Source organism: Pseudomonas sp. FG98, assembly GCF_057808595.1.
Genome location: NZ_JBMDIJ010000026.1, coordinates 60,019 through 69,558, shown reverse-complemented (window position 1 = coordinate 69,558; position 9,540 = coordinate 60,019). Strand labels below are relative to the sequence as shown.

Below are 9,540 nucleotides of genomic sequence, written 5' to 3'. Positions count from 1 at the left end.
GCATTGCCAGCGATGAGGCCCGCAAGAGCAATCCGGCCAGCAGATCGAAGTCGAAACTGATGGCCTCATCGCCGGCAACGCCGGCTCCCACAGGGTTCCGTGTCAGCCGCAGGATCCAGGCCTCACACAAACCTGTGGGAGCTGGCATTGCCAGCGATGAGGCCCGCAAGAGCAATCCGGCCAGCAGATCGAAGTCGAAGCTGATGACCTCATCGCCGGCAACGCCGGCTCCCACAGAGTCTCGGGCCAGCCGCAGGATCCTGGCCTGACACATGAGCCTATGGGAACCGGCGCTACATCACATCAGCCTTGACCCGGTCTCCTGACAGAAACTCCGTGTGCGCTACCAATTCTGCTGAAGACCTCAGGCGGCGTTGCGCGGGCGGCGCGTGTCGCCCTCGGCTTGCCGCTCGGCGTCGGCGAGGATCAGATCGGCACCTTTCTCTGCCACCATCATCACCGCCGCGTTGGTGTTGCCCGAGGTCACGTTGGGGAAGATCGAGGCATCGACGATGCGCAGCCCTTGCAGACCATGCACCCTGAGCCGGTTGTCGACCACGCTGGTGGCCGGGTCGTCGCCCATGGCGCAGCTGCCGCACAGGTGGTAGATGGAGCCGCAGTTTTCCCGGAAGTATTGCAGCATGGCCTGGTCGTCGTTGACCGCCGCCCCCGGCAGCACTTCGCGCACGGTGATCGCCTGCAGGGCCGGGGCGTGCATGATCCTGCGGATCAGGCGGCTGCCCTGGATGGCTTCGTCGATGTCCTTTTGCGTGCTCAGGTAGTTGGGGTCGATCAGCGCCGGCACGTTCGGGTCGGCCGAGGCGATGCGGATTTCACCGCGGCTGGTCGGGCGGCAGGGGTTGAAGCACAGCAGGAAGCCGGAGTAGGGCTCGGGCTTGAGCGTGGCCTTGTTGCTCTTGGGGATCTGGTACGACAGCGGGTTGAAGTACATCTGCAGGTTCGGATGCGCCTGCCCCTCGTCACTGCGGAAGAACCCGCCGGACTGGTTGACGCTGAGCGACAACGGCCCCTTGCGCGTCAGCAGGTATTGCAGGCCCAGCTTCAGCTTGCCCAGCAGGGAGCCGAACTCGTCGTTGAGGGTCGGCATGCTGGCTTCGTAGTAATAGCTGACGCACAGGTGGTCCTGGAGGTTCTTGCCCACGGCGGGCAGCGAGTGCTGCACCGCGATGCCATGCTGTTCGAGCAGCGCGCGCTCGCCGACCCCGGAGAGTTGCAGGATCTTCGGCGTATCCACGGCACCGGCGGCCAGGATCACTTCGCGGCGCGCACGGAACTCGCGGGACTCGCCGTTCTGGCCGATGCGCACGCCCACGGCGCGGGTGCCTTCGAACAGCACCTGCTCGACCAGCGCATTGTGCTCGATGCTCAGGTTCGACCGGTCCAGCGCCGGGTGCAGGTAGGCAAAGCTGCTGGAGCTGCGCTGGCCATTGCGCACGTTGACGTCGTAGATGCCGGCGCCCTCGAAGTCCTTGCCGTTGAAGTCGTCGCTGCGCGGGTAGCCCAGCTCTTCGCAGCCCTTGAGGAACACGTCGCAGATCGGGTGGGCCTGGCCCTTCATCGGGGTGATGCCGATCGGCCCGCTGGCGCCGTGGTACTCGCTGTCGCCGGCCGGGTGCGATTCCAGCTTGCGGAAGTACGGCAGCACGTCCTTGAACGACCAGCCCTCGGCGCCATTGGCCGCCCAGTCGTCGAAGTCATGGGCCTGGCCGCGCACGTAGATCATCGCGTTGATCGAGCCGGACCCACCCTGGACCTTGCCCCGCGGCGCATACAGGCTGCGCCCGGCGAGCTGGGCCTGGGGCTGGCTGTAGTACATCCAGTTGAAGCTGGGGTTGTAGTAAAGCTTGGCAAAACCGACCGGCAGCTTGAACCAGGGCGAGCGGTCCTTGCCGCCGGCCTCCAGCAGCAGCACCGAATGCCGGCCCGATTCGCTCAGGCGCGCGGCGAGGATGCAACCCGCCGAGCCGGCCCCGGCGATGATGTAGTCGAATGTATTCATGTAAGGCTAATCCAGGTGCAGGTGAGGCCGCCCGGCGCGGGCGGCCGGGCATTCAGCCCTTGGCTGGCGAGACGTCCTTGACGTCGACCGGGTGCGCGGCCATCTGCAGGTGCAGGCGTTCGCCCTCGTAGCCCGAGTGGCGACGCACGACCTCCATGTCCAGCTCGACGCCCAGGCCTGGTTCGCGGGACGGAATGATGTAGCCGTCTTCCCATTGCAGCGGTTTCTTGAGGATCTCGGCATGGAAGCCGTCCCAGGTGCCGATGCTTTCCTGGATCAGGAAGTTCGGCGTGCAGGCGGCAAGCTGGAAGCTGGCGGCGGCGCCGATCGGCCCGTTGTACAGGTGCGGGGCGATCTGCGCGTAGTAGGCCTCGGCCATGCTGGCGATCTTCTTGCCTTCGAGCAGGCCGCCGCAGCGGCCCACGTTCATTTGCAGGATCGACGCGCCGCCGGCTTGAAGCAGCTTGAAGAACTCGTACTTGGTGGTCAGCCGTTCGCCGGTGGCAATCGGAATGCTGGTCTTGCCCGCGACCTGGGCCATGGCCTCTTCCTGGCCCGGTGGAATCGGCTCCTCGAACCACAGCGGGTCGTACTTCTCCAGGCGCTTGGCCAGGCGAATCGCCGAGGACGGCACCATCTGCCCGTGGGTACCGAACAGCAGGTCGCACTTGTTGCCGACCGCCTCGCGGATCTTGCGGCAGAAGGTTTCGCAGCGCTCCAGCACTTCCAGCGACAGCTGGTGCCCGGAGAAGGCGGTGTAGGGGCCGGCCGGGTCGAACTTCAGCGCGGTGAAGCCCAGTTGCATGTTCTGCACCGCGCACTCGGCGGCCAGGTCCGGGTCGCTGTAGTCGTACTCGCCCTGGGCGTTGACCGGGTACAGGTAGGTGTAGGAGCGCAGGCGCTCGTGGACCTGGCCACCGAGCAGCTCGTACACCGGCTTGTTGGCGGCCTTGCCGATGATGTCCCAGCAGGCCATTTCCAGGCCGCTGACCACGCCCATCATGGTCAGGTCGGGGCGCTGGGTGAAGCCGCTGGAGTAGGCGCGGCGGAAGAACCGCTCGATATGGTGCGGGTCCTGGTCGAGCAGGTAGCGGCTGAACACGTCCTCGATCACTGGCACCATGGCCCGCGGGTGGAAGGTGGCGGCGTAGATCTCGCCGACGCCTTCGATGCCGCAATCGGTCTTGAGGGTGACGAACAGCCAGTACATGCCGCCGACATGGGGCGGTGGAACGGCGACGACGTGGGTCTGCAGGGAGACGATTTTCATGCTTGGTCCGCCTTGGCGTTGATGCGTTTGTTCAGCAGGAAGGTGGCGATCACACCGAGCAGGCCGATGACCACGACGTAGGAGAAATAGATCTGGTAGCCGACGAAGCCCGGGTAGTGATCGATGATCCAGCCGTTGAGCAGGGGCAGGAACACGTCCGGCGAGTAGCCGACCAGGGAGATGATGCCGATTGCCAGGCCGGTGACCCGCAGCGGGATCTGGCAGTCATCGAGGATCGCCCAGTACAGGCCGCGGATGGCGTAGGTCATGAGGCCGATGAACAGCACCAGGAACACCAGCACACCCAGCGAATGCAGGCTCGGCAGCAGGATCAGGCCGAGCATGCCGAGGGCCGCGAGGACCATGGCCCAGGCCAGTACGCCGACCTTGGAGAAGCGGTCGCCAAGCCAGCCGCCGCCGATGCCGCCCAGTGGACGCATCCACAGCTTGATGGTGGTGATCAGGCCGGCGGCGGTGGCGCTGAGGCCGAAGCCGCCTTCCTGCAGGTAGGCCGAGAAACTGTAGGTGGCCCAGAAGAAGTGATAGCCGCAGAACACGATGGCGGTCACCAGCCACAGCTCGGGAATCGCCGCCAGGGTGCGCAGGTCCTTGATCAGGTCGGGTTTTTCCCGCTGTTTGGCCGCACCGTTGACCTGCGGGTCGCGGACCATGGCCAGGAGCAGGCCGAGCACGATGCAGCACGCGGCATAGAAGTGGATCACCCGCACCAGGCCCAGTGCACTGCCGTTGCTGCTGTCGGCCATGTAGGCGAACAGCGCCAGGGCGATGGACGCCAGCAGGGCCTCGACCAGCCCGCGGCCGCCGTCCAGTACGCCGAAGAAGCGCCCTTGCTCGGCCTCGCCGGCGATCATGTTGACCCGCTTGATCAGGGACGCCCAGAAGGTCAGCCCGGTGGTGATGCCGAAGCCGCAGAAGATCACCAGCAGCATGCTGAACGTGGGCAACTGTGCGTACCACAGGCCCAGCAGGCCGGTGCCGATCAGCGAAAAGCTGATCAGGAAGCGCGGCGAGATGCGGTCGGCCAGCCAGCCGCTGGGCAGGTAGCTGACCAGGAAGGCGGTGCCGAGGATCGAGTACAGGTAGCCCAGTTCGGTGTTGCTGATCGCCAGGGCTTCGAGCATCGAGCTTTGGTAGACCTGGCGCAGGTACAGCATCGGGTAGATGGCCCCGGCGGCCAGCACCAGCAAGGCCAGTTGCAGGTAGCGGCCGAGATTGGCAGTTGGCGCGCTGGCTTCGAAGGGTTGTGCATTTATTGTTTTTTTCATGGTCGTTCTCGCGGGCGTTACGTCTGCCCAAGGGTGAATCGGCGCGCCGGCAGCGCGCCGCTATCGATCAGTACTTCAGCACCACCAGGCGGGTCTGGGTGAACTCGAGCATGCCGTGCTTGCCGTCGTCGCCGCCCAGGCCGGAGCGCTTCCAGCCGGCGTGGTAGCCCTGGTAGGGGTCGGCCGGGGTACGGTTGACATACAGCTCGCCGGCCTCGATGGCGTTGGCCACCTTCATCGCCGTGCGGTAGTGCTCGCTGTAGAGCACCGACGACAGCCCGAACTGATGGTCGTTGGCCATGGCCAGGGCTTCGTCGAGGGTTTCGTAGGCCAGCACCGGCAGCACCGGGGCGAAGTTTTCTTCCTGGACGATCTCCATGTCCTGGCGGCAGTCGCTGAGCAGGGTCGCCGGGTAGAAGTTGCCCGGGCCTTCCGGCAGGTAGCCACCGGCCTCCAGGCGCGCACCCGCGGCGATCGCGCGCTGCACCTTGGCGTGGATTTCCTCGCGGGCCGCGGCGCTGATCAGCGGGCCCATGCGGCTGGCGTCGTCGGCGCGGTTGCCGATGCGCACAGCGGCGAACTTCTCGCGCAGCAGGTCGAGGAATCGCTGGTGCACGCTGGCTTGCACGTACACCCGCTCGATCGCCGTGCACAGCTGGCCGCAGTGGGTGGTCTTGGAGGCGACGATGGCGCTGGCGGCGGCTTCCAGGTCGGCGTCGGCCTCGATGATCGCCGGGGTCTTGCCGCCCAGTTCCAGCGACGGCTTGGCGATATTGGTCTTGCAGTAGTCCAGCACGGTGCGTCCGGCGCGTACGCTGCCGGTCAGGGTGATCATGCCGACCGCCGGGTGGGTGCACAGGGTGGCGGCAACGTCGTGACTCATGGCCAGGATGTTGATCACCCCGGCGGGCAGGCCGGCTTGTTCCACAGCGCGGGCGATGGCGAAGGCCGACAGCGGCGTGTTGTTGCTCGGCCGCACCACCACCGTGTTGCCGGTGATCAGCGCCGGTGCCACCTTGCGCATGAAGGTGTACACCGGGTAGTTGAACGGAATCAGGCAGGCGACGACGCCGATCGGCTCGCGTTGCAGCAGCAGGGTCTCGTCGCGGCTGTCGCTGGGGATCACTTCGCCTTCGATGCGGCGCGCCCATTCGGCGTGGTAGCGGGTGATTTCGGCGGCGTACAGGGCTTCGTTGCGGGCTTCCTGCGGGGCCTTGCCGGATTCGCTGGCCAGGGCCTGGCCGATGTCGTCGGCGCAGCTTTCGAGGGCGGTGGCGAGGCGGCGCATATGGTTGGCGCGCTCGATGGCCGGCAGGGCGGCCCAGTCGCGCTGGGCGCGGGCGGCGGCGTCGGCGGCCTGGGTGGCGAGGTCATGGCTGGCGGCGGCAACGCTGCCGACGACCTGGCCGGTGGCCGGGTCGAGCACGTTGAAGGCATCGTCGCCGCTGCGCTCGACGAAACGTCCGTCGATATAGTTCTGCTCTGTACGCATGGTGGGGTCCGGTTGCGGGTTTGTGGGGCTCCACAAGGCCTTGGCAGCGCGCGCGGGGACCGGCGGCAAGCAGGTTTTTTCTTGTGGTTTATGCCGGACAATTTGTCGCACCGAGGGGGAGGGGGCAAACGATTCTTCGGCGTTGGTAACGTGCGTAAAACGCATGTTAGTGGCGTTGTCGTGGCTGCCGGTGGTGAGCATGGGTATCTACGCATCTCAAGCAGGCGCGACACGGACCCTGTAGGAGCGGCTGTTAGCCGCGATTGGCCGCAAAGCGGCCATAAAACCTGTGCACTCGGTGTGTCAGTCAGACCTGGGACTCAGGTTTTACGACGGCTTCGCCGCCGATCGCGCGGTCCGGCGTCCCGGCTAACAGCCGCTCCCACAAGGTCCCCGTTGAGCATGGCAGAGATGTGTAGATACCTATGCTCATCGCTGGCAAGCCAGCTCCCACAGGGCGCATGCAGTCACTGTGGGAGCTGGCTTGCCAGCGATGAGGCCCTGGGCCGCAACAAAAAAGGGCCTGCTCTTCAAAGCAGGCCCTTTCTCATTGCCGCGCAAACACTCAGAAGTAATAACCGATATTCACATACAACTGGTTCTCCCACTGGTCACTGCCGCCAGCCCCCAGGCTCTGGGTGTAGCTGCTGCCGCCGATGTACGGGTCGTTCTTGCCGATCAGCCATTCGGTGGCGATCCACAGTTTGCTGAAGGAGAACGAGGTGCCGAGGATGGCGCGCTGCGAGGTCTTGAAATCGGAGGCAGACTTGTCGAAGGCGCTGTAGTTGGCATATAGCTTGATCCCGCTGATCTGGTCGAACAGGTACTTGCCGCCGACGTCGTAGCTGAGGTCGGCGACGTACAGGTTGCCGCGGCTGGCGACGTTGAAGGTGCCGTCGTAGCCGCCGAAGCTGACCACTTCGTCGGTGCCGGGGTTGCGCGGCGACATCTGCTGGCGCGCTGCCTGCAACTGGATGCCCCAGGGGCCGTTCTTGCCCAGGTAGTGCACGGCCACCGCGTTGCGCCGGCCATCATTGTCGGTGTCGTTGTTCTTCAGGGTCGAGGTCAGGCCCGATACCCCCACCTCGGATTTCCAGCCGCCCAGGTCCATGGCCTTGGCCACCCGCACGACCACGGTGTTGCGCTCGCGGTTGTCGCTGCCATCGGCGACGTAGTCGTCGGCGGAGGAGACCACCGTCGAGTAGGTGCGGCCGTTGGAAGTGCCCTTGCCTTGCCAGGCCGGGCGCACGTAGTAACCGGCCTGGATGTTCCAGTCGCCGACCTGCTGGATGTACTTGGCACCGAGCTGGTAGATGTCCTCCAGGCCGACCACGTTGCCCAGGGTCTCGTAGAACGTGCTGCCGAAGTACGGCTGCAGGCCGAACGGCACCTGGTTCAGGCCGACCTGCACCTGCTGCTCGGGGTTGAACTTGTAGCCGATCCAGGCGCTTTCGGCGAAGGCCACGTCACCGACGTTGTTGGTGTACTGATACGGGTAGGCGCGGCCGTAGAAGCGATACTTGGCGGCACCGATCCAGGTGTCCGAGTTGTACTTGGCGGTGAGGAAGGCGGTGTCGAAGTTGAATTTCTGGATATCGCGGTCCGGGTCGTAGTCCCAGCGCGCGCGTACGGCGCCGCCGATATCGAGGTTATCGGTGACCTGGATCGCGAGAGCCGGTGCGGCGACCGCGCCGAGCAGCGGAACCAGGGTGAACAGACGCAGGGCGTGTGGGCGTGAAATGCGCACGATGGTGCTCCTTGTTTATGGTTATGGATGGCAATCGAAGCCCGTGCCGCGGCAATGGCCGCAGCCGGAAAGGTTCATGGGAGGTGTTGCCGCTGCGGGCTAGCCGGGCATCAGGCACATATCTGCGTATCGGTGCGGGCCGCGGCCCCCGGTGCGGCCGCCAGCAGCGTCTGGGTGTAGGCGTGGCGCGGGCTGCCGAGCACCTGTTGGGCGCTGCCGTACTCCACCACCTCGCCCTGGCGCATCACCGCGATGTGGTCGCTGATCTGCGCCGCGACCCGCAGGTCGTGGGTGATGAACAGGATGCTCAGGTTCAACTGCTGCTGCAGCGCGGCCAGCAGCTCCAGGACCTGCTTCTGCACCGAGACATCGAGGGCCGAGACGCTTTCGTCGGCGATCAGCACCTCCGGTTGCATGGCCAGGGCGCGGGCAATGCCGATGCGCTGGCGTTGCCCGCCGGAGAACTGCCGGGGCTTGCGCTTCAGGGCGTCGCGCTTGAGGCCGACCTGTTCCAGCAGATCGCCGGCCTCCTGCCACGCCTGCTTGGCCGACAGCCCGCGCAGTTGCGCGGCGCGGGCGATGATGTCGCCGACCCGGTGGCGCGGATTGAGCGAGCCGTAGGGGTCCTGGAAGATCATCTGGATGCGCCGGCGGTTGCTCGCCAGCTGCTTGCCCTGCAGGGCGAGGAAGTCGGTGTCGCCGACCCAGACATGACCGCTGTCGCTGTCGACCAGCCTGATCGCCGCCTTGACCAGCGTGCTCTTGCCCGAGCCGGACTCGCCGACGATGGCCAGGGTCTTGCCGCGCGGCAGGTTCAGCGAGACGTTCTTCAGCGCCGCCACCTGCTGGCTGCCGACCTTGTAGGTCTTGGTCAGCTGTTCGATGCGCAGCGCCAGTTCGCCGTCGGGGGTGGGCGCGTGCAGTTCCGGGTTGAGCGAGGGCACGGCGGCGATCAGTTTGCGCGTGTACGGGTGGTTCGGCGCATTGAGCACCTGGTCGCGCTCGCCGATCTCCACCAGTCGCCCGCCCTCCATCACGGCGATGCGGTCGGCGATCTCGGCCACCACGCCGAAGTCGTGGGTGATGAACAGGATGCCGTGCTGGCCGCGCCCGCGCAGTTCGCGGACCAGCTTGAGCACCTGGGCCTGGGTGGTCACATCCAGTGCGGTGGTCGGTTCGTCGGCGATCAGCAGGTCCGGGTTCATGGCCAGGGCCATGGCGATCACCACCCGTTGGCATTGGCCGCCGGACAACTGGTGCGGGAAGCTCTCGGCAATGCGCGGCGGGTCGGGCAGGTGGGTGGATTCGAGCAAGGCCAGCATGCGCTCGCGGCGCTCGCCGGCGCTCAGGGCCGGGGCGTGGATCTGGAAGATCTCCTCGACCTGGCGGCCGATGCGGATGGCCGGATTGAGCGCGGCCATCGGCTCCTGGAAGATCATCGCGATACGGTTACCGCGCAACTGGCGCAGGGCCTCTTCATCCAGGCTGCAGATATCCGCGCCGAGAAAGTCGATGCGCCCGCCGCCCAGGCGCAGGCCCTTGGCGAAGTCGCCCATGATGGCCGCCGACAGCACCGACTTGCCGGAGCCGGACTCGCCGATCACGCAGAGGATCTCGCCCTTGAACACCTCCAGGCTGAGGCCCTGGACGGCGTGGCTGCGGTCCGCGCCCGCGGGCAGTTCGATGCTGAGGTTGTCTACGTGCAATACAGGTTGTTGGCTCATC

The 9,540-nt window shown here is 66.0% G+C and carries 7 protein-coding genes; all 7 read right to left on the bottom strand.

What is annotated here, in order from left to right:
• Positions 1-235: hypothetical protein (locus ACODSK_RS17005; protein WP_489017761.1), on the bottom strand; the 235-nt coding region annotated here is incomplete at its 3' end.
• A 129-nt stretch (positions 236-364) separates the two neighbouring features.
• On the bottom strand, positions 365-2,020 hold the full coding sequence (locus ACODSK_RS17000) for a GMC family oxidoreductase (RefSeq protein WP_489017760.1): 1,656 nt from the start codon (positions 2,018-2,020) through the stop codon (positions 365-367).
• Between the two features lie 52 nt (positions 2,021-2,072).
• A complete protein-coding gene (locus ACODSK_RS16995) occupies positions 2,073-3,290 on the bottom strand; it encodes a mandelate racemase/muconate lactonizing enzyme family protein (protein ID WP_489017759.1) in 1,218 nt (405 codons plus the stop codon).
• On the bottom strand, positions 3,287-4,576 hold the full coding sequence (locus tag ACODSK_RS16990; protein ID WP_489017758.1) for an MFS transporter: 1,290 nt from the start codon (positions 4,574-4,576) through the stop codon (positions 3,287-3,289). Before ACODSK_RS16990 ends, ACODSK_RS16995 begins: the two co-directional genes overlap by 4 nt.
• A 67-nt stretch (positions 4,577-4,643) precedes the next feature.
• Positions 4,644-6,068: an aldehyde dehydrogenase gene (gene aldA, locus ACODSK_RS16985; protein WP_489017757.1), complete on the bottom strand. Its 1,425-nt coding sequence runs from the start codon at positions 6,066-6,068 to the stop codon at positions 4,644-4,646.
• A gap of 565 nt (positions 6,069-6,633) precedes the next feature.
• Positions 6,634-7,809, bottom strand: a complete 1,176-nt coding sequence (locus ACODSK_RS16980; protein ID WP_489017762.1) for a hypothetical protein — start codon at positions 7,807-7,809, stop codon at positions 6,634-6,636.
• A 116-nt stretch (positions 7,810-7,925) separates the two neighbouring features.
• Positions 7,926-9,539: a dipeptide ABC transporter ATP-binding protein gene (locus ACODSK_RS16975; protein ID WP_489017756.1), complete on the bottom strand. Its 1,614-nt coding sequence runs from the start codon at positions 9,537-9,539 to the stop codon at positions 7,926-7,928.
• Between the last annotated feature and the right edge of the window lies 1 nt (position 9,540).